The sequence below is a fragment of the Micromonospora musae genome, assembly GCF_003626545.1.
In the GTDB taxonomy this organism is placed as follows: Bacteria; Actinomycetota; Actinomycetes; order Mycobacteriales; family Micromonosporaceae; genus Micromonospora; species Micromonospora musae.
Map to the genome: position 1 here is coordinate 1 of NZ_RAZS01000012.1, position 23,082 is coordinate 23,082.

The following is a 23,082-nucleotide window of genomic DNA, read 5'->3' on the forward strand; positions in this document are numbered from 1 at the left end:
AGCCGCCCGACGAGCGGCCTTGCCCGCCTGGCTCCATGCCTACAACAATCACCGCCACCACACCGCCCTCGGCGGCCCACCCGCCAGCCGCGTCCCCAACCTCTCCGGGCAGAACACCTAGGGCCTGCTCCACACCCGCCAGCTCACCTCGATCGCCTTCGGCCACGCCCGCCGCATTCCTGCCCACGCCCTCACCGACTTCATCCGCATTGGCCTCGAACAGAACGCCGCCTGATGACTCCCCCACGGGACAACCTTTGCTTCCGCGCAGCCGCGCCAACGGTGCCGTCTACCAGCGCAAGGACAGCCGCTGGGAAGCTACCGGATACGTCCTCGCCCTAGTGACACCCGCAAGCACGTCCGCGTCTACGGCACAACCAGCAAGGAAGTCCTGGCCAAGCTCACCGAGAAGATCGCCGCCAGCAACCGCGGCCTTCCCCATCGCTGCGGCAGACAGCAGCGTCGGCAACTACCTTACGTATTGACTCAACAACTCGCCGTCCATCGGCTCTGCGGGAACACCCAGGCCGCTACGCGGCCTGCGTCCGCCTCCGCCTCCGCCTCGGCAAGAAGAAGCTAGCGCGGCTCACCGCACGCGGCGTACGCGCCTTCCTTGACAGGCTCCACACCACCTGTCGATGCTGCACCTACGAGCGGGACGCCGCCCGACGGCGCTGCTGCCCCATCGGCCAGTGCTGCGGCCAGATGCTGTCGTCGCTGACCGTAACCAACTCCACTCGGTCCTCAAATCGGCCTTGGAGCGCGCCGTCCGCGAGGACGAGCTACCGCGCAACCTAGCCCGGAACGTGAAGAGCCCCACGCCCCGCCCGAGGCGCTCTCAGCCCCTTACGGCGGCCGCGCGCTGTACGAACTCGCCCTGCGCACCAGTCTCCGCGAGGGCGAACTCCTCAGCCTGCGCCGGGAAGACCTCGGCCTCGGCTTCGGCACGGCCAGCATCCACCGCCCCTCGAGCGCACCCGCGCCAGCTGCCTGACCACTCTGCACACCAAGACTCGCGCTTCCGAACCCCGCCCCTCCCCACCGAGTGCATCCGCTCACTCAAGAGCCATCGGGAACAGCAGCAGAAAAACGTCAGGCGCTGCAGCCGTCGTTCGCTGACACTGCCGTCAGCATGGGCTCGGGTGTCACAGAAATTTCTGTGACACCCGAGCCCACTCTCGTTCACCTTTCAGCGAACCAGAACTTCCACATCATGCAGACGACTCACACCCGATAGGGGTTCGCTTGCATCAGCTATCGAATTTCTCGCCCATCGCGACGAGAGCCCGACGGGAGGCGTCAACGACATCACCCCACGCTCGCGTTTGGATGATTTCCGCATCAGAAGATGACGGTACCGAAATTGCGTGGTCCAGTGCCGAATTCATCGCCTGCATAGCTTCAACTTCCTCTTCATCGACGAGGACGAAACCCAGCCTCCCGTGTGGTTCCGCCAGAACCCCAGAATCATCGAAGAAATCTAGCGCCTCATCGAGGCCGGGGCTGCCTGGATCCTTCGACATCCAGTTCTCCTCCTGCCAACCCCTGTCACTCAGCCTGATCAGCCATTCGATCAACTGAGCACGGATCCAAGGAGTCTGCAGTTCAGCGGCTTTAGGGGGCATTCCAGGTCCTCCACGTCTGCCACTCATTCAGGGGAACATGGGCTTCCACTGGGTAATCCTGAATTCTTGCTCCAGCTGGAAGCAATTGTCCCCCTCTACCGACGATCCGGCCACCCGAGTTGATTATGACGTGATCAACTTGCTGACTTCCCCACTGCGAATTGGGGTCCCCCCTATCGATACGAACGCTGTCCTGGCCCTTCGGAGACCGCCACACAAAACCTTGCTTACTCTCGTTCTTCTTGAACTTCTTGGTCATGTTGGGGCCCGACCAGCCGCTGGGGATCTTCCCGCTCCCATACGGGAACCATCCCGGCCCGATCTCCGGGCAACCGCCAGAATTATGGACGAGCACTGACGTCTCGCCCGCCAGCACATAGTACGTGTGGATGCCGTCGACGGTCAGGTTGTACGCCTTACCGCGGTAGGCGGTGGCCCAGTCGATGCCACCGACAGCCGGAGACCGTCCGGCCCGTGCACGAAGGCGGTCACCGACGTTCAGCTCCTGGGATTCCTGCCACTGCTGGTCGGTCTCGTTCCAGAACGGGTGATCCTCAGTGGTGGCAAGGGCGCTGCCGTCCACGAGCTTGAGGTCGACCAGCTGATCGTCGTGTACCCACAATTGGGTTACGACTCGCGCCCCTTCTTCGCCTGTCTCGGGGTCGGTTGCGAAGACCTCGTCCCCAATCTCGACGTCCTTGATCGGTTTGGCTGTCCCATCGGCCATGAGAACCTGAGTGTCACCACTGAAGCTCATGAGCCCACAGCCGGACGATCCTGTGCGGGAAGAGCCGAGCTTGCCGGTGGCCTTGGCCCAGGCTGCTGCGGCACCCAGCCCCTCGGCATCAATGCCGCAATAATCTTCACAGTACGACTTCGCGTACTCGTCGAACAGTTGGTTGAACCAGCCGCCGCATACCTCGCGGCCGATCTCGTCACAGACCTGCATAGCGAGGGCCAGTTCGGCTTGAGCCATCCACCGAGGATTGGTCAACGACCAGGTGGAGTTTTGGTACGCAAAGTAGTCTGCTCGCTGGTCGTTCCACACCCGGGTGAACTTGTCGAGGTCCACGTCATCGGGGACTCGCACGGTCGTTCCCAGGACGCGCTCGTCCTGGCTCGGCGCCGAGGAACTGCCGGAACACCGTGGCCAGCAGCCGGGGTTCTTCTCCTTGTTCTCGCGGTTACCGTTTTCATCGCCGGGCCGATAGTCGGGACAGCTGAATTGGAGGCAGTCCGTATCGATCAAACCACTGGGATCGGCAAAGGTTGCCGGACTGTTGTGCGAATAGGCGTAGCCGTTCCACTGCTGTGGATCGCCCGTGTCGAGAATCGGGTCGACAGAGACGAATCGACCGATGGTGGGGTCATAGGCCCGAGCGCCGACGACGGTCAGCCCAGTGGGGCTCATCGGCTTGTTGAGGAAGCCTCGATTGTCGGGCGCGTTCGCCGCCGCACCGCGGGGTCCGCCGTACGGGGTGTACTGCCGCCAGGTGGGGTTCTGGGCGGTGTTGTCGAGGTAGAGCGACGGCGTGCCCTGGTGGTCGGTGACCACGAAGGTGTAGGCCGTACCACTACCGGAGCGGACGCAGGTGCCTCCGCCGGGCAGCTCGTAGTAGCGGCCACCGTCGATAACACTGGTGGCGGTGTTGAGGGTGAGCTGCTGCCCCGGCAGGTAGAGCGTGTTCTTCCCGGGCTCCTTCTGGAGCATCAGGTTGCCGTCGGCGTCGTAGATGAAGGTGTTGTCGCCGCTGGTGCCGCCGGTGACCTTGGTGAGCTTGCCGGTGTCGTCCCAGGTGAGGGTCTGGTTGCCCTGGGCGGCGTTGCGACCGGTGGTGTTGCCGGCGGCGTCATAGGTGTAGCTGCCGGTGCCGGTGGCCGCACCGGTGGTCGTGGTGGAGGTCAGGGTGTGCGGCTTGTTCTGGCCGTTTCCGTCATAGGTGTAGGTGGTGGTGGTGTCACCGGCGGTGCCGAGGCCGTGGTCGACCTGCTTGGTGCGGTTGCCGATGACGTCGATGCTCCAGCTCGTCCAGTAGGCACTGCCACCACCGATGCTGTTGCCGACCATGCTCTTGTTGCTGTCAGTAGGCGTGGCAGCGCAGCTGTCGGTGCCGGTCCAGGCTTCGCTGAGGCGGGCGAGACCGTCATAGCCGTAACACTGGGTTTCGGCGAGGGTGCTGGCGCCGTATCGCTTGCTGATCTTCCGGGTGACGTTGCCGGCCAGGTCGTACCGGTACTCCTGCTCATCCACTGTCGCGGGGATGATCTTTGATCGGGTCACGAGCTGGTTGGTGAGCCGGCCGGTGTGCGGGTCGTAGGTGTTGGTGACGTAGGCGGCGCTCGTGGTGCTACCCAGAGATTGCTGGTCGACCCGGCCCCACGCGTCGTAGCTGACATCGGTGGTGTAGCTGTTGAGCCCAACTAGGGATTGCGGCATGTCGAACTCGTTGTAGCCGTGGACCACCGTCTCCGACGGGAGACTGCCCTTGGCCGGGTACGTGTCGGTCAACGGCAGGCCCAGGACCGAGGTGTACGTGCGGCCGAAGGTGTAGGAGCCGGCCAGCGCACCTTCGGAGTCAGGGACGGTCACCGTCACCCCGAGGCTGTTGCCGAAGACGTCGAACGCCTTCTGCTGGCTGGTGTACGCCTGCCCACCCCGGTAGGCGATGGTGGTGGTCAGCTTGCCGATCGCCCGGGTGACCCCCGCGACGGCGTTGCTGTTGTCGTACACCCACGCCGCGCGTTGGTTCGCTGCGGCCTGGTTCGCCAGCGTCGCGGCGAACTCGCCGGTCGTTCGGTCCAAATTGTCGTACGTGAAGGACACGGCCTTGCCCCGGCCATCGGTCGTTTCGACGAGGTTGCCGTTGGCGTCGTAGCGCATCGAGCTGTTGCCGGCCTCCGCGTCGGACTTCGCCACCACCTGGCCGAGCAGGTTGTAGGTCGAGGTCCAGATGTTGTTCTTGGCGTCGGTCAGCGTCGACTGGTTGCCGTGACTGTCGTAGCCGTACTTGCTCACGGTCGCCGTGCCGCCGGTGGCGGTGAAGGTGCCGGTGAAGGTGTCGGTCGGAGTGTTCACCGTGGGGCGAGCGGTGTATTCGTGCAGCTCGGTCTGCCGGCCGAGCGGATCGGTGAGGATGGCCTTGACGACGCCGCCCTCCGGCGGCACGACGGTGGTTCGGTCACCGGCGTGGACGGTCGTGGTCGTGGAGACCGTGACGCCGTTCTTCGCCGCCTGGACGATCACCGGTCGTCCGAGGCCGTCGTAGGTCGTGAACGTCTGGTTGGGTACCTGCTTCTTCAGATCCGCCGCCGAGACCGGGGCGGTGACCGTCGGGTCGGCGGCGTCGTCCCACCAGCCGTTGTACGACGCCCGCACCCAACCTCGGCTGTCGTAGAACGCGTCAGTGATCATCCGGCCGCCGTTCGGCGCCTTCGTCTGCGTCTGCCGCGTCCGTAGCAGCGCGTCGTACAACGCCACCGACGTGATGTAGGCGTTCGAGTTGTTCAGTTTCTGACTGGTGACCGCGGTGACCCCGGTCTTCGACACGGTGTAGGTGAACTTCTGGTTCGCGAGGCTGCTCGTCGCCCGGTTGTTCAGCCACACCGCCGTGTTGCGGCCGAGCGCGTCGTACTGCTGGCGCGCCACGACGGAGTTCGGGTCCGTGGCGGTCAGCGTGCTGCCGCGCCTCGGGTTGACCGTGCTGGACGCGGTCTGGCTCAACGCGTTCGTCGTCGATGTGCCGGTGACCAGTCCGACACTGTTCATGGTGTAGGCGGTCGAGGTCTTGTTGCCCTTGGCGTCGTACGCCTCGGTGACCCGGCCGTACGAGTCGTAGGCGGCCCGCCCGGCGGTCTGCCAGGCGTAGGCGTTCGAGGTCCAGTCCTTCGCGACCTGGGTCAGGGTGACGTCGCCCTTGGTCGGCGCCTTCGGCTGGGGGAAGGTGGTGGCGAAGCTGGTGTCGTCGTAGAAGGCGCGCTCCGCCGTCACCACCTGAGCGGGCCGGTCGACAGTCGCCGGCGCGGTCAGCGTGTTGACGCCGCCCGGCTCCGACGCTGGGCTGCCCTGGGTGAAGCCGCCGCAGGCGACGGAGACCGTCTCGGTCTGGCTGACCAGGCCGGCCAGGTTCTTGCCGGCGTTGACCGGAGCGTAGGTGTAGCTGGTGCACTGGTCGTAGGCGACGTTGGTCGGGACCGTGTAGGCGTAGGTGTGCTTCAGCTCGCCGAAGGTGGGGCTGGCGGTGTCGGCGTCGTAGCTGCTGTCACTGCCCGTGTACCGCCAGGTGGTCGAGCCGCCGCTGGTGACGGCCTGCCGGCTGTACGTCTTGATCGGCGCGACCCACTGCGCGGTCAGCGCCGGCAGGCCGGTGCGTGCCCGCGTCGCGGTGGCGCCGGAGACCCAGTAGGAGTTGATGGTGGAGGAGTCGACCCGGCCGCCCTCACCGAGATACTGGGTGCTCTCCAGCTCCTTGCCGGCGAGCTCGTTGACGTCCTCATGGGTGCCACCGGCGGAGTCGGTCACTGTGGCCATGGTGGTGCTGTTGTTCTTGCTCATGCCGCGGTAGTAGGTGGCCTCGGACTGCGTGCGCCGATCGTTGACGCCGTCGCCGTTGAAGGTCTGCACCTTGGCGTAGCCGCGGAACTGGCCGTAGGTGCGGTACTTGGCCTTGACTACCTCGTTGTCGTCGAAGTGCCAGGCGGCACCGTCGAGATACTTGTAGCTGGTCTTCACCGCGGGCGCCCCACCGGTCGGGTCGGTGGAGACGACCTGGGTGACGGCGTACTTGTTGAACCAGTCACGGGTCTGCTCGGTGAAGCCGTCCGGCGTCCAGTACACCGGGTAGCAGGACTTGGTGTTCGAAGCTGGGGAGATGGTCACCGGCGCGGTGCACGGGTTGGGCAGCTCGTAGCTGGGAGAGATCACCGAGCCGCTCTCGGTGGTGATCGCCGAGATGCGCTGCCGGTAGAAGTTCGGCAGACCACCAGTCACGTCCACCCGGTTGGCCAGCTTCACGCCGTCGAAGGAGACCGAGGGCAGCGAGATCGCGCTGGTGGAGCCGCCCGCGCTGAGGTCGTGCCCGGTGCGCGTGATCGAGCTCAGCCACAGGGTCGGAGAGGTGCCGTCCCCGGTGGCGGGCATCGTGTGGGTGAAGGCGTACGAGTCGACCTTCTCGTGCTGCGAGGTGGCAGTGTTGTACTGCTGCGCCTCGATCGACGTCAGCCGGACCGTCGAGAAGAACGACGGGCCCCAGCTGTCGCAGTCGGTGCCCTCGTTGCAGACCAGGTCGAAGGGCACGTCCGGCCAGTTCGCCTTCGTCGACGAGTTCAGCGGCTGGCAGGTGCCGGAGAGGCAGCGGTCGCCGGTCTTGAACACGACCCGGTTCGGGACGGTGCCGTAGGCGTTGCCGTCGGTGAACCCGTAGTCGATCCGGGCCAGGTGGCTGTCGCGGATGTAGGAGACGTCGGTGGCGCCCTTGTTCCGCCCGTAGTAGTTCTTGTCCTGCTCGTAGTAGTAGGCCATCGCGTTGCCGTGCGTGTCGGTGACGTAGTCCAGGTTCCACCGGTACGCCATCGTGCAGACCGACGAGGAGAAGCCGGCCGAGTCGTAGCAGGGGTCACCGGAGTGCGGCGAGTAGACCGGCGTGTGGTCGACCGACTTCGTCTCGGCCTTGGTCGACGCCCAGCCCGGCAGCCGGTTGCGGCCGAACTCGTAGGTGGTGCCGTCGCGCAGCGTCACCCGCCAGTAGTCCGTGTTGTAGGTACCGGAGCCGTTGCCCGAGTTCTCGACGTGGGTGATCACCTCGCCGTTGTCCGACTCCGGCTTCCACACCTTCTTCGTCGCGTCCCAGACGAGCGCGGTCGAGGAGCCGTTCAGCGACAGAGTGAGGATCGGCCCGTCGTAGCACCGGTCGTAGGTCTTCACCGGTGACGGCTCGCCACCCGGGTCGTCCTGGCAGGACGCGAAGGTCTGCTCGACGTACGACCGCGGGGTCGACCAGCCGTCACCCAACCAGGACGCCTGCGCGTTGGTGGAGACGGTCTGCCCGTCCACGCTGCCCGAGTCGTAGGAGAGCGCCACCGTCGGCACCAGGCCGGACGCCGCGGGCGGCACGGTGATCGGGTACGAGTAGGTGAAGGAGCCGGTGCTCCCGCCACCGGTCCAGGATCCGGACGGCTTCAGGTCGGTGGCGGCGTAGGTGCCCCCCTTGCCACCCTCCTCCCCCGCCGAGGCGACCGCCGCGAGCACGGTCGCTGCGCCGGCCACGCGGGACCCAGCGTCGGTGGCGAGCGGCACCTCGGCGGAGACCGTCTGCGCCGCGAGGTCGTTCGACGACGTCAACGGCGTCGCCGTCCGGCAGCTGTCGAGCGTCGGGGTGGTCAGCGCACACGCCGGCAACGTCACGAGCCGCAGCCGGGAGCCGTAGTTGCCGCCGAACGCCTCCGCGAACTGGGCGTAGTCCACACCAACGCGCACGGCGCCCGACGCCACGTCCGGGGTGACCGAGAGCAGCACGCCGTCCACCCCGGCCGCCTCGGCCGCGGTCCGGTCGGCGACCCGGACGTCGACCCGCTGCGGGCCCGCGTACCGGCCGTCCTTGACCACCGGCTGGGCCCAGACCGGAGTGCCCGCCGCCCGGACCTTCGCCGGCGCCGCCGACCGCCCGGCCGACGATACGGCCGGGGAGGTCAGTTCGAGCTGGGCGGACGCGGCCTTCGGCCACGCCGTACGGGTCGGCTTGTACGTCGTCGCCGCGTCGTCCTTCGGCGTCACGAACTTCGTCGGGAGGGGCTTCACGCCCTTCACCGAGGGCCCGGGCGAGACCGCCGGCGGCTTCGCCAACCCGTCGTCCTTGGGCTTCGCCGACGCCGGCGTACCCGACAGCAAACCCGCCACCAGCGACGCCGCCGCCACCACCGCGACCATCCGCGTGGGACGGCCCCACAGGCGCAAGCCCCCGTGTTGCCCGACCATCCGAACCTCACCTCTGCGAGATACCAGGAGAACCACGCAGGGTGACAGGACGCGCACCCCCGTGGCGCGAAACAATCTTTCACGTTGATCGCGCCAGAAGATCACGAGAAGTTAACGATCGGTTGGGCCGCTCTGGACCAAATGGGGGCCAGGCTGCGCGAAAGGGATGGCGTGATGTGACACACGTCGTGCCGGTCCGCCGAATCGGCTGCTTCACTGTGGCCGCTCAGCGCACTGGAACAACCGTCCAGCGCGGACCGACACGGGAGATGCCACCCCATGCACGAAGACAGCCCACCGCTGCACACCAGACGGAGGAGGGCCACCGCGACCGGCGTCGCGGCGGCCCTCCTCCTGGCCGCGGCGGCCGCCGCACTGCCCAGCACCCCAGCGGCCGCCGCACCCGAGAAGCCCACGACCACAGACGCGCCGCTCACCGCGGATCAGGCCATGGCCGAGGCCCGACGGACGGGCAAGCCGGTGGAGGCGACGGCAGCGGGCACGTCGACGTCGGTGGTCACCGCCCGGCCGGACGGCACGATGGAGTTGACCCAGTCGGCCGTACCGACGCGTACCCGCGTCGACGGCCAGTGGAAGGACCTGGACCCGACCCTCGTCCGCAACCCTGACGGCGGCATCAGCGCGAAGGTGACCACCAACCAGGTCCACCTGTCGCCCGGCGGCAGCGGGCCGCTGGCGAAGCTGGTCAGCGGCGACCGGACGCTCTCCATCTCCGCGCCGCTGACGCTGCCCGCTCCGACGCTCTCGGGCCCGACGGCGACGTACGCCGAGGTGCTCCCGGGCGTCGACCTCACCGTCCGGGTCACGAGCGAGGGCACCTTCTCGCACGTCTTCGTCGTCAAGAACCGCGCCGCCGCCGCCAACCCGAAGCTCGCCACCCTCGACCTGAGCACGACCAGCGAGGGCGTCACGCTCGCGGCCGACCCGGCCGGGAACATCGTCGGCCGGGACCGTCGGAACCAGACGGTGCTGACCGCCCCCGCCCCGACCATGTGGGACTCCAGCGCGGCACCCTCACCGGCCGCGCGGGGTGCCTCGTCCACCGCGGTGGCCCCGGGCCGGGCGGCCCGGACCGCACCCATCGCCGTCAAGCTCAGCCCCGGAAAGCTGCGCCTGACCCCGGACCGCGACCTGCTCACCGACCCGAATACCGCGTTTCCGGTCTTCATCGATCCGACGTTCAGCTGGACGCCGGTCGGGCAGAAGATGTCCGGCTGGGCGAGCATCTCCTACCAGCACCAGTCGACGAACTACTGGAAGAACACCCCGGACCCGCAGGGCCGGATGCAGGTCGGCAACTCGGGCGAGCAGCGCTCCAACACGCTGATCAACTTCCCGGTGCCCTACGGCACCCTCGCCGGCGCCGAGATCTACGACGCCATCTTCAAAATCACCAACACGTGGTCGTGGAGCTGCGACGAGAAGACCGTCTACATCTACGGCCCCAGCACCACCCTGTCCGCGTCGAACGCCACCTGGAACTACTGGGAAGGCGTCAGCAAGGGCAGCGCGATCGCCTCGGCGAGCTTCGCGTACGGCTACAGCGGCTGCGCAGCTAACGCCGCCTCCTTCGACATCACCGACCAGATCAAAGCGGACGTCACCGCGCAGCACGGGACGCGCACGCTCTGGATGGTGGCGGCCAACGAGGCCAGCGACACCCAGAGCTGGAAAAAGTTCCTCGAGACCAGCCCCACGCTGACCATCCGTTACAACCACAAGCCGAACACGCCGACCGGCATGACGACCTCGCCGAGGACCGCGTGCGCGGGCGGCACCACGGTCGGCGACGGCCCGGTCTCGCTCTACGCGCCCGTCTCCGACCGAAACGGTGGCACCCTCGGCGTCACCTTCAAGCTCTGGAAGACCAGCGATGCCAGCAAGACGGCCATCGCCTCCTCCAACCCGAACCTGCTCACCTACCCGTCGGGCAGCACGGCGGTCCTCGTCGTCGACGTCGGCAAGCTCAGGACTGCGGCGGGCGGAGCCGTCACCAGTTTTTCGTGGACAGTCCAGGCAACCGACTTCCGCACGCCCAGCAGCTCGTCGGCAACCTGCACCTTCGAATTCGATCCGACCCGGCCAGGAGCGCCCTCGGTGCCCGAGGTGCCCGATCTCACGACCACCGTCGGCGAGCCCTTCACCATCGACGTCACCCCCGCCGTGAACCCCGGCAATGACACCAAACCCGACGGCTACACCTACCAGCTCAACGCCGGCCCGCCGGTCGAGGTGACCGCCACCGACGGCGTGGCCACCATCACCGTCGTACCCACCCGGTTCACCAACACGCTCACCGTCACCAGCATCTCCAGCGGCGGGAACATCGGTGACAGCGCACGCCTCGTCTTCAACTCCCAGCCCGCAGCGATGGCGGCCGACGGCGACCTCAACGGCGACGACGCCCCGGACCTGCTGACCGTCGGTGGCAGCTACGGACTTCCTCCGGGGCTGTGGCTCCTCCCGGGCGGCAACGAGCACGCCGCCGCGGCCGGGACGAACATCGGCGCGCAGGGCACCGGAGCCCTCAGCAACTCCCCCACCGCCTTCGACGGCGCGCAGGTCCTCAGCGGCCACTTCACCTGCACCGGCCTGCAGGACGTGCTCGCCTACTACCCCACCGGGAACAACGCCGGCGGCGGCGCCGTACTCCGTGCCAACGGCGACGGCAGCGTCCTCCAGTCCAGGATCGACGGTAACCAGTCCCCCCTGATGGCGGACCTGCTCAAGGACACGGACGGCAACGCTCCGCTCCAGTTGGCGAATGCCGGGGACACCCGACGCGCAGGGCTGCCCTGCCCCGACCTCATCGGCACCAGCGGCGACCCCACCACCGGCTATCACCTGACGTACTACGAGGCCCTCGGAGCGCCCGGCCTCTACTTCAACCCCACACACGTCCCCGTGCCGACCCCGACCGGGGACGACGCGTGGAACGAGTGGACCCTCGCCACCGCCCAGATGTCCACCGGCACCGCCATGTTCCTCTGGAACCGCACGACCGGCGCCCTGCACCTCTGGACCGACCTCGGCTACAACAAGGACAACGACCAGTTCACCTACACCCCCTACCAGCTCTCGACCAGCTGGAACCCGGGTGCGGACCTCAAGCTCCAGGCCGCCGACATCAACAGTGACGGCACGGCCGACCTCTGGACCGTCGGCGCCGGCGGCGTGACGCGCGCCTGGCACGTCGCGGACCTGGCGGCCGGCACCGGAACGATCACCGCCCAGCAGCCCCAGACGCTGGTCACCTCCGACCACAACTGGCTGCTCGACGACGGCACGACGGGCCCGGCGACCAACGCGTCGGACGTGGCGGGCACTTTGCACGCGACCGGCACGGGTGGTGTGCAGTGGAGCACCGGTGGGACGTTCGACCCGGACGTGCTCTTCGACGGCACCAACGGCGCGCTGACCACCGGCTCCGCCGCGGTGAACACCACCGCCGACTTCACCGTCGCCGCCTGGGTCAGGCCGACGGCTCTCGGTGGCACCGCGCTCTCCCAGAGCGGCACCAACACCGCCGGCTTCCGGCTCTGGACCAACGCCGCCGACAGGTCCTGGCGGTTCACCATGGCCCGTACCGATGTGGCGAGCCCCGTCCTCGACACCGCGGCGAGCGCTCCCGGCACCGCGCAGGTCGGCGTCTGGACGCACGTGATGGTCAGCTTCACCAAGGCGACCGGAACGATGACGCTCTACGTCAGCGGCGTCAACGCCGGAAGGGTGAGCCATCCCGCCACGTTCAACGCCGCGGGCGGCTTCCGGATGGGCGGTCACAAGACCGGCGCGAGTACCTGGGGCGGCTGGTTCGCGGGCGAGCTCTCGAACGTCCAGACCTGGAACCGGGTCTGGACGATCGACGCGGACACCGCGGCCAGCGGCGACGTCGCCGGCGTCACGGGGTCCAACGGCACCGTGCTGGCCTACCGGCGCGGCGGTGACGGCTGGATCTGGGGCAGCGGCCAGGTCACCGTCGGCGGCAGCTTCGGCGTCTGGAAGCGCATCGGTAACCGCGGCGGCTTCATCGGCAGCCCCACGGCGTTGAAGGGGGCCAACGGCACGATCGTCGTCTACGCCCGAGGCATCGACAACCAGATGTACGGGGTCGGGCAACCGTCGGTGGGCGCGGCCTTCACGAACTGGGGTGCGGTGGGAACCGGGCAGCCGGCTGCGGGCTTCGCCAGCGACCCCAGGGCCGTGCTGACCACCAACAACACGATCGCGATCTACGCCCGTGGCGCGGACGGCTGGGTCTGGGGCACCAACCAGGCCACCGTGGGTGGCGTGTTCGGCACCTGGCGGCGCATCGGCGTGGGTGGGGCCGGCGTTGCCGGACTGCCGTTCGTCACGAAGGCCGCCAACGGCGCGCTCGTCATCTACGCGCGCGGCACCGACAAGAAGATGCATGGAGTCGGACAGCCTACGCCGGGCGCCGCGTTCGGCACTTGGCAGAAGGTCGGTCTGGCTGGCCCGACCGACGGGTTCGTCGGCGACCCGGCCGCGTTGCTCGGCGCCAACGGCACGCTCGTGGTCTACGGCACGGGTGCGGACGGCAAGCTCTACGGGGCGGGCCAGCCGTCGGCCGGCGCGGCCTTCGGTAACTGGTCCGTCGCGGGCGCGGGGCAGCCGTCCTTCAGCGGTCGTCCGGCGGCGCTGCTCAGCACCACCGACCGGATCGTCCTCTACGGACGCGGCACCGACGGGAAGATCTGGGGCACCGGGCAGTCCGCCGTCGGCGGCGGCTTCGGCACCTGGGGCGTCATGGGGGCCGGCCAGCCGTCGAGCGGGTTCGCCAGTGACCCGAGCGCGGTGCTCGGTGGAAACGGCGCCATCACCCTGCTGGCCCGTACCACCGACAACCGGGTCTACACGGTCGGCCAGCCCTCGGCCGGGGCGGCGTTCGGGAGTTGGACGGAGATCTCCTGACGCGCTGATGGTGCCGCGCCACGGTCTTCCGTGATGCGGCACCGAAGCAACCGGGCCCTGTCCTGCGGCGCGATCGCACCGCAGGACAGGGCCTGTTCATCGCAGCGGCTGGACGTCTCGATTCAGCGGCAGCGCGATCGGCCCGCGGCCAGGCGAGCGGCAGGACGCAGGCCACCTCGCGTTGCGCGTCACCGAAGTCGGCGATGAGCACCGAGTTGCCGCCGGCGGCCTCGTTGTAGCGGGCGAGCACGTCCTGGGGACCGCGCCGCGAATAGAACGGCACCGAAAGGATCTTGCCGGCACCCTTTCCCGCCGCTAGCGTGCTGACCGCACGGGGGAAGGAAGATCAATTGAAGACGTCACTGCGGGCAGCACTGTCCATCGTTCTACTCATCGGCTTCTACGTGCTGGGACTCGGTCTGGTCGTGGCGCTCGGCCGGCTCGGGCTCAGCGACGCCACGGACTTCGACGGCGGAGTCGTCGTACGAGTCTTCCTGCTCGGCGCCGCCTTCACGCTGTTCCTCACGCTCGTGTTCGCCCTCGGCTCGGTGCTCCTGGCACGACCGTCCACACCGGTCGGGGTACGGCTCACTCCGGAACTGGCACCCGAGCTGTGGCGGATCGTGCGCGACCTGGCCGCGCGGGTCGCTGCCCGCGAGCCGGACGAAATCCGGTTGGTCGTCGGGGCGAACATCAGCGTGACCGACGATGCCCGGCTCCTCGGCCTGCTTCCCGGTCAACGCCGAGTCATCCTCGGGTTGCCGCTGCTGCAGGCGTACACCGTGGACCAGCTCCGGGCGGTCCTCGCCCACGAGTTGGGGCACTACTCCCGCTGGCACACCACCACCGTGCTGCTGGCCCACCGCGGCCGGAAACTGGTGGTGGCTACCGCCCGCTCCACCACCGTCCCGGTTCTGCGCGCAGTCCTCACGGGTTACGCCCGGCTCCACGTCGCCGCCGAGCAGGCCATCAGCCAGCAGATCGAGTACAAGGCCGACCAGTACGCCGTGGGCGCCGCCGGCCGGGACGCGATGGTCGGCGCGCTGCGCGAGATCCGGGTCGTCGCCGCAGCCTGGGACGAGTACCTCGAGCGCCACGTCACTCCGGCACAGGAGGCCGGTTACCTGCCCGCTGACCTGTTCGACGGGTTCGCGGCGTACCTGGCCGCCCACCGTGAGGAGGTCCGGAGCAGCACCGGTGAGGTCGCCTCGATCGGCCGGGCCTGGTGGGACACTCATCCACCGATCGGCGAGCGGATCGCCGCCCTGCGGTTCGTGCCGGACGTCACGGTGGCCGTTGACGGCCGTCCCGCCACCGATCTGCTCGTCGACCTCGACGAGTCGAGCCGGCAACTCCAGACGTCCTTCCTCGACCACGCCGGCGAGCTGCTGCCCTGGGCGCAGATCGTCCCGATCCTCGCGTACCGGTCCGCCCGTGACCTGGCGCATCCGCTGTACCAGGCGGCCACCAAGCTGACCGGACGCGACGCCGGCCTTGACCTGGTGCTCGACCTCTTCGCCGCCGACCGGTACGCCGACCTCGCCCGGGAACTCACCCCTGGGGCAAACGACGAGGACGGCCTGCACGCGCTGGTCGCGGCCTTCGAGGGCGCGGTGGAGACCGCCGCCGTCGACTCCGCCGCCGCCACCGAATGGCGCCACTCCTGGTCCGGACCACCGGAGCTGCTCACCACCAGCGGCACTCCCCTGCCGCTGGGCGAGTTGGTCGAGCTCGCCGGGGATCCGGACACCGTGCCAACCGCGCGGGAGCGCCTCTCCGCGCTCGGTATAAGGGTGGCTTCGACCACGCGCGGCGCCCCGGCTCCTGCCTAGCCTGGTGGCCCAATCTCGGGCCGTTGATCGACTCGACTTCCTGCATCTCGGGGTGTCAGGAGCGTGGGATGCCCCGACTTCAAGGATGCCGAGTCGATCAACACCGGCCGTCAGACCAGCTCCGCCTCGCAGAGCAGCTTCCAGAGCCCGGCGCCGTCCGGGGCGGAGAACCACCGCTGCCCCACCGGCCCCTCCGCGTGCGGGCGCTCCGCGGGGGCGGGCAGGCCACCGGCGAGCACCGCCTGGGTGGGTGAGAGGCGGCGGATCGCCACCCCGGCCACGTTCTCCGGGTGGGCCGCCGCGAACTCGCGGTAGATCTCCTGGTCGTGCTGGCCGTCGTCGCCCACGAGCAGCCAGCGCACGTCGGGGAACTCGCGGGCCAGCCGGGCCAGGGTCTTGCGCTTGTGCTCCATGCCGCTGCGGAACCACCGGTCGGCCGTCGGCCCCCAGTCGGTGAGCAGCAGCGGGCCGGCCGGGTAGAGGTGCCGGGAGAGGAACCGGGTGAGCGTCGGCGCGACGTTCCACGCGCCGGTGGAGAGGTAGAAGACGGGCGCGCCCGGGTGCGCGGTGACGAGCCGTTCGTAGAGCACCGCCATGCCGGGCACGGCGGCCCGGGCGTGCTCGTCGAGCACGAACGTGTTCCACGCGGCGAGCAGCGGCCGCGGCAGGGTGGTCACCATGACCGTGTCGTCGATATCGGAGAGAATGCCGAAGCGCACGGCCGGGTCGAGGATGCGCACGGGTGCCTCGACCGCCTCGGCGTCGGGCATGCTCAGCCGTACGCTGCCCCAGCCCGGCGGCAGCTCCGCCTCGACCACCGTGTCGATGAACCCGCTGCGGTCGGTCTGCGTCTCGTGCCGCACGCCGCCCGCCTCGATGGTGACCGTCACGTGCTTCGCGGGGAGGGTGGTGAAGCTGCGCCAGCCACGGACCTTCTCCAGCCGGGACCGCTGCCGGGTGTCCGGGCGGCCGATCAGCACCCGGCACATCACCCGCACCCAGCCGGGGGCGCCGTAACAGGTGTACGCGACGATGTTGATCCGCCAGCCCGTGCGCCGCAGGCGACGCTCGAAGAACTGGTGGACGGCGTCCTCCATCCGCGCCGCCCGGTGCAGACGCGGAACGGCCAACTGGCCGGCGGGAGTCGGTGGCACGCTGACACCCTGCCACACGCGCGCGGCGGCGGCCACGCGGGCGATCTCCCTTCGACGGCCCGCCCGGCAGGGTCCGAGGTCGCGGAGCCGACCCGGTCTGCCCGATCGCCCTCGCCCGGCTCGGTGAACGTGAAACACTCCGGTCGGACGACGACGGGGGCGTGGTCGTGGCGCAACCTGTGCAGCAGCACCGCCGGCGGCGGCGTCGGCGGCTCGACCGCCCGGCGCTGGTCGCGCTGCTGCTCGGGCTCGCCGGGTTCGGCTACCGGCTGGTCCTGACGCTGTTCACGGTGCCGGTGTCGAACAGCGACGAGGCCACCTTCGGCCTGGCCGCCCTGCACATCGCGCAGGGGCGGGAACATCCGGTCTTCCTCTACGGCCAGCGCTACATGGGGATGCTGGAGTCGTACCTGGCCGCGCCGCTGATCGCGCTCTCCGGACCGAACTGGCCGGTGCTGCGGGTGCCGATGCTCGTCCTCTACGCGGTCTTCCTCTACCTGATCCACCGCCTGATGCGCCGGATCTGCTCGCCCTGGTTCGCCACGTTCGTGATCGGCCTGCTCGCGCTCGGCCCGGAGCGGGTCGTCCGGGACCAGTTGACGGTGGTGGGCGGCCGGCCCGAGGCGAAGGCGGCGGTGCTGCTGATGCTGCTGATCGCGGTGGGGTTGGCCGGCGGCACGATCCGGCGGCGCCGGCCTTCCGTCGGGCTCTTCGGGCTCCTCGCCGGCCTGGCCCTCTGGTCCGACTGGCTGATCGTTCCGTACCTGGCGGTGGTCGGGCTGCTGCTGGTCTACGCGGTACGCCGGGACCTTCTCGGTTGGGCCGGGGCGCTGCTGGTGGTCGGTTTCGTGGTCGGCGTCGCCCCGATGATCTGGGACAACCTCGTCGCGCCACCCGGCCAGGACTCGCTGTCGGTGTTCCGGGAGATCAGCACCAAGGAGGGTCCGTCGCCGCCGTGGTCGCAGCGCCTGGAGGGCGGTCTGCTGGAGGGGGTGCCGCTGGCCAGCGGGCTCTGCCCGATCGGCGGCTGCGCCCCGTCGCAGCAGTGGTTCGGCGCGATCTACCCGCTGCTGCTGGTCGGCTCGGCGGCGTTCGCGTTGATCGCGTACCGACGCACCGCCGGCGCGCCCCTCGCGGCTCGGATCCGGTGGGTCACGCACCTCGCGCTGGTCGCGGGCGCGGTGCTCACCCTGCTGGCGTACGTGCGCAGCCCGCTCTCCGCCACCGACCCGCTGGGCTACGCCCGGTATCTGTCGGTGCTCCAGCTCTCCCTGCCGGCGGTGCTCTGGCCGCTCTGGCTGGCGGCGGAGGCCTGCTGGCGAGGCACGGTGGGCGCGCTCGGCCGGTTGACCGGGGCGGTGGCGACCGGGGTGCTGGCCGGGCTGGCGGCGGCCGGCCTGGTGGTCACCGTGCTCTTCGCCGCGACCGGGCTGGCGGCGTCCCGCGACGAGGAGCGGCAGGCCCGCGAGCTCGCCGCCACCCTGCGCGCCGACGGTCCCCGCGAGGTGTACGCCGGCTACTGGATCTGCAACCGGCTGGTCTTCAACACCGACGAAGAGGTGATCTGCGGGGTGCTCGACGACAACCTGATGCCCGGGCAGAACCGGTACCTGCCGTACTGGCGGCAGCTGGGTCGGGCCGAGCGGCCGGGCTACGTGGTGGAGGCCGGTTCGGCGGCGGACCGGCACCTGCGGGGGCTGCTCGGCGACCGGGTCGAGACGACCCCGGTACGCGACGTCGGCCGCTACCGCGTCTACCACCCGGAGACCCCGCTGCGGCCCTGGCGGTAGATTCCACCGGGTGCTCATCCTGCTGCCGCCCTCCGAGGGGAAGGCCGACACCGGCACCGGCCGGCCGCTCGACCTGGCCAAACTTTCCCTGCCGGAGCTGAACCCGGCCCGCGAGGAGGTGCTCGCCGCGCTGGGCGCGCTCTGCGCCGGGCCGGACGAGGCCACGGCCCGCGCGGCGCTCGGGCTCAGCGAGGGTCAGCAGCACGAACTGCGGCGCAACGCTCGGCTGCCGCGGGTCGCCGCCGCGCCGGCCGCCCGGATCTACACCGGGGTGCTCTACGAGGCGCTGGACCTCCCGTCGCTCCCCCCGGAGGCCACCCGGGCCGCGCGCCGCTCGGTGCTGATCAGCTCCGGGCTCTGGGGCGCCGTACGCCTCACCGACCGGATCCCGCCCTACCGCTGCCCGGTCGGGGCGAAGCTGCCCGGCCCGGGCGCGTTGGGGGCGTACTGGCGGCGGGTGCTGGGGCCGGTGCTGACCGCGGCGGCCGGCAATCGCCCCGTGCTCGACCTGCGCTCCGGCGCGTACGCCGCGATGTGGGCCCCGCGCGGCGAGGTCGCGGAGCGGACGGTGACCGTCCGGGTGCTGCACGAACGCGAGGTGGACGGAGTTCCGGTCCGCTCCGTGGTGAGCCACTTCAACAAGGCCACCAAGGGACGGCTGGTCCGCGACCTGCTGCTCGCCGGCGCCCGGCCACGGACCGCCGACGACCTGATCGGCGCGCTGCGGGACCTGAAGCACACGGTGCTGGAGCAGCCGGCGGCGGCGGGCCGACCACGGCAGGTCGATCTGGTGGTCACGCAGCTGTAAGGGCGTGCGCAAGATTTCCTCAAGGCTGGGCCGGATCGGTTCCGTGCCCGGCCCGTACCGGTCACGGTAGGAATACCCCGACTCCGACAAAGGAGTACCTCCGTTGGCCCCCGACCCCGCCCTGCTAGACCGGCCGCGTCGCCCGTCGACGCCGCCCCCGCTGGACTGGCTGACCCTGGCCGACGCCTTCGAGGCCGCCTGCCTGCTGCGCTGCACGCCACCGCCGGCCGGGCCGCGCCCCCATCGCGCGGTGGGCCGGCACTCGGCCGCGGTGGTGGAGTTCAACCGGGAGGACGCCGCGCAGCGGATGCGGCAGCTGCTGGATCGGCTGGACATCCCCGTCGAGCACGAGATGGCCTTCGGTGGCCTGCGCCGCCGCTACGAGCTGCACCGCCTGCGGGTGCCGGCGGCGCACCGGGCGCGCTACGCCCGGCTGATGGAGGCCGGCTGGTGGCAGGGGCGGCGCGAGCTGCTCGCCGCCCCGGTGCCCGGCGCGTCGACGCCGCGCCGGGTCTGGGTGCCGCGGTTGGCCGCTGCGGCCTGGCGCTCCGCGCTGCTGGCCGGGGGGCGGCACGTCCGCCGGCACATCCTGGGGGTACGCCTCACCGACCGGGAGCTGGCGGCCGTGCTGATCCGCAGCGCCGCCCTGCTCCGGGTGCCGGCCGAGCTGCGCCCGGGCACCGGCTGTTTCCTGGTCAGCGTGGCCGACGGCCCGGACCGGCGAAGGATCCTGCAACACACCGCGCTGGCGCCCGCCCCGGCCGCCGAACCGGCCTGACCACAGGCCGGGGCGACGGCGACCTGATCAGGCGCGCCCGGCCGGGGCGAGCGTCGACGACGCCGGCCCCGGCGGGAACCGGGTCGCCCGTCAGCGGGAGGTCAGGGCCTGCTCGGCGTACGCCCAGAGACGCTCGGCCGTGGCCGGGTCCGTCGCGTGCACGGCCACCCCGCCGTTCGCCTCCGGCCCGCCGATCACCACCTCGACCTCCTGGTTGTCGCTGAAGTAGCGGCCGGTGACCCCGCCGACCAGCGGCGAGGCCGCCAGCAGCACGGTGGTCGCCGCGCCCTGGGCGGGTGTCTTGTAGTACTCCAGGTCGATCCGGTTGCCGGCCTCGTCCAGCACCCCGAACGACCGCAGGGTCTCCTCGTCCATGTGACGTTGCAACTGGGTGTTGATGTAGCCGGGGTTGAGCGCGTTGGCGACGATGCCGTCGGCGGCCCACCGCCGGGCGATGCCCACGGCGAGCAGCACGTCGGCCGTCTTGGACCGCCCGTACGCCGCCCACTGGTCGTACGGCTGGCGCGCGAACTGCGGATCGTCGAAGTCGAACGCCTCCCGCAGGTGCGCGCCGGAGCTGACCACCACGACCCGGGCCGAGCCGGCGGCACGCAGGCTGTCGTGCAGGCCGCGGGCGAGCGCGAAGTGGCCGAGGTAGTTGGTGCCGAGCTGCAGCTCCCAGCCCTGCGGGGTGAGCTGCCGGGTGGGGATCGCCATGATCCCGGCGTTGGCGACGAGCGCGTGCAGCGGCCCCTCCCAGGCCGCGACGAACGCGTCGACCGAGGCCAGGTCGGCCAGGTCGAGGGCGGCCGCCCGCACGACGCCGGGGCCCGGTCCGGCGAACTCCGCCACCAGCTCGTCGGCGCCGGCCGGGTTCCGGGTGGCGACGGTGACCTCCGCCCCGGCCCCGGCGAGGGCGCGGACGGCCGCGGCGCCGATGCCGGAGGCGCCGCCGGTGACGATCATCCGGCGACCGGTGAGGTCGACGCCGTCGAGGATCTCTGCGGCGGTGGTACGGGCCGTGAAGGGCGTACGGGTTCGGGTCTCGGCGCTCATGGGATCCACGCTACGAACGCCCCCTCGGACTGTCTGTAGTTTAGAGTCCGTCACTCTTTAGTGAGCGTCCATTGGAGCGGTCGTGGATCCGTTGGAAGAGGTGCTCGCGCTGGTCGGCGTGACCAGTCAGCTCTCCGCCGCGCTGGCGGCGGGCGGCCGCTGGGCGCTCCGCTTCGACCCGCCGGCCGGCGTCAAGTTCAACGCCGTGCGGAGGGGCAGCTGCCTGCTTCGGGTCGACGGCGTACCCGAGCCGGTGGCCCTCGCCGCGGGCGACTGCTTCCTGCTGACCCGGCCCCGGGCGTTCACCCTGGCCGGCGACCCGGACACCCCGCCCGAACCGGCCGGCCCGATCTTCCAGACGGCCGCCGACGGCGTGGCCCGGGCCGGCACCGGCGACGACGTCCTCCTCATCGGCGGCGCGTTCTCCTTCACCGAGCGCGCCCGCACCCTGCTCCTGGAGGCCCTGCCGCCGGTCATCCACGTTCCGGCCACGAGGCCCGAGGCCGCGACCGTGCGCTGGGCCGTCGGGGAGATCGGCAACGAGCTGCGGACGACAGCGCTGGGCGGCACCCTGGTCGCCGAGCATCTCGCCCTGGTCATGCTGATCCGCATCCTGCGGCTGCACCTCGCCCGCGCCGGCGGCTCCGGCTGGCTGGCCGGCCTCACCGACCCGGTGCTCGCACCCGCGCTGCGGGCGATGCACGCCCACCCCGCCCAGCCCTGGACCGTGGGCGAGCTGGCCCGGGTCGCGGCGGTCTCCCGGTCCACGCTCGCCGCCCGGTTCAAGGAGGTCGTCGGCCGGAGCCCCGTCGAGTACCTCACCGGCTGGCGGATCGAGCTCGCCGCCGACCGGATCCGCCGCGGCGACGACACGCTGGCCGGCGTCGCCCGGGCGGTCGGGTACGGCTCGGAGAGCGCGCTCAGCGTCGCGTTCAAACGCACCACCGGCCTCACCCCGCGCGCCTACCGCAGCCGATTCGCCCCGACGGGCTGAGATCCACACCGGCGCATTGCCGCGGGCCACACGAGCCGGACGGCCAGCCACGCCCGACGGCGCGGGGGTTGCGCGGGTGGGACGCCGGGCGCAGAGTGCAGCCCGTGAGTCGTACCCGGCCCGGACGCGCCGCCCCACCCGCCACGCTGCTGGCCGTGCTGCTCGCCGTGAGCCTCACTGTCGCCGGCTGCCGGGACGCGCCGGGCGAGCCGGTGACGATCCGGATCGCGACGGGCTCCCCGACCGCCGTCTACCACGCGTTCGGGGAGTCGCTGGCCGCCATCCTCAACCGGGAGCTGCCCGGGGTGCGGGCCAGCGTCGTGGTGACCGCCGCGTCGGCGGAGAACGTCCGCCTGGTCGGCGGCGGCCAGGCCGAACTCGGCTTCACCCAGGCGGACGTGCTGCCCGCCGCCCCCGGCGCGGACCCGCGGGTGGCCGCGATCGCCCGGGTCTACGACGACCAACTGCACCTCGTCACGTCCGGCGGCGGCCCGGTGCGCACGGTCGCCGACCTGCGTGGCCGGCGGGTCTCCCTCGGCCCCGCCGGCTCCGGCACCGAGATCACCGCGACCCGGCTGCTGGACGTCGCCGGGCTGGGCGGTGACCGGGTCCGCCGGACCCGGCTCAACCTGGACGACTCGGTGGCCGCGCTGCGGTCCGGCCGGATCGACGCGTTCTTCTTCTCCGGCGGCCTGCCGGTGGGGGCGATCGCCGACCTGGCCGGCGGCAGCCCCACCCGGATCATCGACCTCGGCGCGTGGACGCAGCCGCTGCGGGAGCGCTACGGCGAGTTCTACGTCTCCCGGGACATCCCGCGCTCGGTGTACGGGTTGGATCCGGTCACCACGGTCGCCAACCCGAACTTCCTGATCGTCCGCGCCGACCTGCCCGAGCCGCTGGTCCGGAACGTGACCCGGCTGCTCATGGAGCGCCGTTCGGAGCTGGCCGCCGCGCATCCCGCGGCCCGACGGATGAGCCCTCGCTCGGCGATCGCCACCTCGCCGCTGCCGCTGCACTCCGGCGCCGCCGCCTGGTACCGAGCGGCGAAGCCCTGACCCGGTTCGAAACCGACCTTAGTGCGGTGTCCAGAAACGTTCACCGGGCCGCGCCGGGCCCAGACGA

At 70.5% G+C, this 23,082-nt stretch carries 11 protein-coding genes and 1 pseudogene; 8 read left to right on the forward strand and 4 right to left on the reverse strand.

What is annotated here, in order from left to right:
* Positions 1 to 121: pseudogene (locus D7147_RS26660) on the forward strand (IS481 family transposase); the annotation flags it as partial.
* Positions 122 to 1,250: 1,129 nt separating this feature from the next.
* Here the strand turns inward: D7147_RS26660 and D7147_RS32200 are convergent.
* Positions 1,251 to 1,652 carry an SCO4402 family protein gene (locus D7147_RS32200; RefSeq protein ID WP_407663393.1) on the reverse strand — a complete coding sequence of 134 codons (402 nt, stop codon included), beginning with the start codon at positions 1,650 to 1,652 and terminating at the stop codon, positions 1,251 to 1,253.
* On the reverse strand, positions 1,615 to 8,595 hold the full coding sequence (locus D7147_RS26680) for a polymorphic toxin-type HINT domain-containing protein (RefSeq protein ID WP_233563495.1): 6,981 nt from the start codon (positions 8,593 to 8,595) through the stop codon (positions 1,615 to 1,617). The genes D7147_RS32200 and D7147_RS26680 overlap by 38 nt, the downstream gene beginning before the upstream one ends.
* Positions 8,596 to 8,874: 279 nt before the next feature.
* On the opposite strand from D7147_RS26680, the gene D7147_RS26685 reads away from it, so the two are divergent.
* Both D7147_RS26685 and D7147_RS26690 read left to right on the forward strand, forming a co-directional pair.
* Positions 8,875 to 13,548 (forward strand): LamG-like jellyroll fold domain-containing protein, encoded by a 4,674-nt coding sequence (locus tag D7147_RS26685; RefSeq protein ID WP_120682485.1) that lies wholly within the window; start codon positions 8,875 to 8,877, stop codon positions 13,546 to 13,548.
* Positions 13,549 to 13,898: 350 nt separating this feature from the next.
* Complete coding sequence (locus D7147_RS26690) at positions 13,899 to 15,380, forward strand: M48 family metallopeptidase (protein ID WP_147437450.1); 1,482 nt, start codon at positions 13,899 to 13,901, stop codon at positions 15,378 to 15,380.
* 110 nt (positions 15,381 to 15,490) lie between these two features.
* On the opposite strand, the gene D7147_RS26695 is transcribed toward D7147_RS26690, so the two are convergent.
* Positions 15,491 to 16,477 (reverse strand): App1 family protein, encoded by a 987-nt coding sequence (locus tag D7147_RS26695; protein ID WP_233563510.1) that lies wholly within the window; start codon positions 16,475 to 16,477, stop codon positions 15,491 to 15,493.
* Positions 16,478 to 16,701: 224 nt separating this feature from the next.
* On the opposite strand from D7147_RS26695, the gene D7147_RS26700 reads away from it, so the two are divergent.
* From D7147_RS26700 to D7147_RS26710, 3 genes are all read left to right on the forward strand, one after another.
* Positions 16,702 to 18,324 (forward strand): hypothetical protein, encoded by a 1,623-nt coding sequence (locus D7147_RS26700; RefSeq protein WP_120682786.1) that lies wholly within the window; start codon positions 16,702 to 16,704, stop codon positions 18,322 to 18,324.
* A gap of 10 nt (positions 18,325 to 18,334) precedes the next feature.
* Positions 18,335 to 19,132: a peroxide stress protein YaaA gene (gene yaaA / locus D7147_RS26705; RefSeq protein WP_120682489.1), complete on the forward strand. Its 798-nt coding sequence runs from the start codon at positions 18,335 to 18,337 to the stop codon at positions 19,130 to 19,132.
* 103 nt (positions 19,133 to 19,235) lie between these two features.
* Complete coding sequence (locus D7147_RS26710) at positions 19,236 to 19,910, forward strand: hypothetical protein (protein WP_120682490.1); 675 nt, start codon at positions 19,236 to 19,238, stop codon at positions 19,908 to 19,910.
* Positions 19,911 to 20,000: 90 nt separating this feature from the next.
* On the opposite strand, the gene D7147_RS26715 is transcribed toward D7147_RS26710, so the two are convergent.
* The gene (locus D7147_RS26715) at positions 20,001 to 20,966 is read right to left on the reverse strand and encodes an SDR family NAD(P)-dependent oxidoreductase (protein ID WP_120682492.1); all 966 of its coding nucleotides are present in this window, start codon (positions 20,964 to 20,966) and stop codon (positions 20,001 to 20,003) included.
* A gap of 82 nt (positions 20,967 to 21,048) precedes the next feature.
* Between D7147_RS26715 and D7147_RS26720 the strand changes: the two genes are divergently transcribed.
* Positions 21,049 to 21,960 (forward strand): AraC family transcriptional regulator, encoded by a 912-nt coding sequence (locus D7147_RS26720; RefSeq protein ID WP_120682494.1) that lies wholly within the window; start codon positions 21,049 to 21,051, stop codon positions 21,958 to 21,960.
* Positions 21,961 to 22,064: 104 nt separating this feature from the next.
* Positions 22,065 to 23,015 (forward strand): TAXI family TRAP transporter solute-binding subunit, encoded by a 951-nt coding sequence (locus D7147_RS26725; protein WP_233563497.1) that lies wholly within the window; start codon positions 22,065 to 22,067, stop codon positions 23,013 to 23,015.
* Positions 23,016 to 23,082 lie beyond the last annotated feature (67 nt).

Coding starts and splice junctions, on each gene's coding strand:
- D7147_RS32200 (WP_407663393.1), bottom strand. CDS start 1,652: ATGAGTGGCAGACGTGGAGGACCTGGAATGCCCCCTAAAGCCGCTGAA.
- D7147_RS26680 (WP_233563495.1), bottom strand. CDS start 8,595: ATGGTCGGGCAACACGGGGGCTTGCGCCTGTGGGGCCGTCCCACGCGG.
- D7147_RS26685 (WP_120682485.1), top strand. CDS start 8,875: ATGCACGAAGACAGCCCACCGCTGCACACCAGACGGAGGAGGGCCACC.
- D7147_RS26695 (WP_233563510.1), bottom strand. CDS start 16,477: ATGGAGGACGCCGTCCACCAGTTCTTCGAGCGTCGCCTGCGGCGCACG.
- D7147_RS26715 (WP_120682492.1), bottom strand. CDS start 20,966: ATGAGCGCCGAGACCCGAACCCGTACGCCCTTCACGGCCCGTACCACC.